This window comes from Roseateles sp. GW821-FHT03B02 (assembly GCF_059421025.1).
In genome coordinates, this window is sequence record NZ_JBWKUV010000034.1 from 1 (window position 1) to 848 (window position 848).

The window sequence follows — 848 nt, forward strand, 5'->3', positions numbered from 1 at the left end:
ATGGCAAAAGGCAAGTTTGAACGTACGAAGCCGCACGTGAACGTGGGCACGATTGGTCACGTCGACCACGGCAAGACCACGCTGACGGCGGCGATCGCTACCGTGCTGTCCAAGAAGTTCGGCGGCGAGGCCAAGGCCTACGACCAGATCGACGCAGCGCCCGAAGAAAAGGCCCGCGGCATCACGATCAACACCGCGCACGTCGAGTACGAGACGGCCAACCGCCACTACGCGCACGTTGACTGCCCCGGCCACGCCGACTACGTCAAGAACATGATCACCGGTGCCGCCCAGATGGACGGCGCCATTCTGGTGTGCTCGGCCGCTGACGGCCCGATGCCCCAGACCCGTGAGCACATCCTGCTGGCCCGCCAGGTCGGCGTGAAGTACATCATCGTCTTCCTGAACAAGTGCGACATGGTCGACGACGCCGAGCTGCTCGAGCTCGTCGAAATGGAAGTGCGTGAGCTCCTGTCCAAGTACGACTTCCCCGGCGACGACACCCCCATCATCAAGGGTTCGGCCAAGCTGGCTCTGGAAGGCGACACGGGCGACCTGGGCGAGCAAGCCATCATGCGCCTGGCCGATGCTCTGGACACCTACATCCCCCAGCCGGACCGTGCCGTTGACGGCGCCTTCCTGCTGCCGGTTGAAGACGTGTTCTCGATCTCCGGCCGCGGCACCGTCGTGACCGGTCGCGTCGAGCGCGGCATCATCAAGGTCGGCGAAGAAATCGAAATCGTGGGCATCCGCGAAGTCCAGAAGACCACGGTCACGGGCGTCGAAATGTTCCGCAAGCTGCTGGACCAAGGTCAGGCAGGCGACAACGTCGGCATCCTGCTGCGCGG

The 848-nt window shown here is 63.9% G+C and carries 1 protein-coding gene; it reads left to right on the top strand.

The genetic code is table 11. The features are described from left to right. Positions 1 to 848, top strand: an 848-nt coding sequence (tuf, locus tag AC07VX_RS26855) for an elongation factor Tu (RefSeq protein WP_493167857.1), incomplete at its 3' end; no start/stop codon positions are given.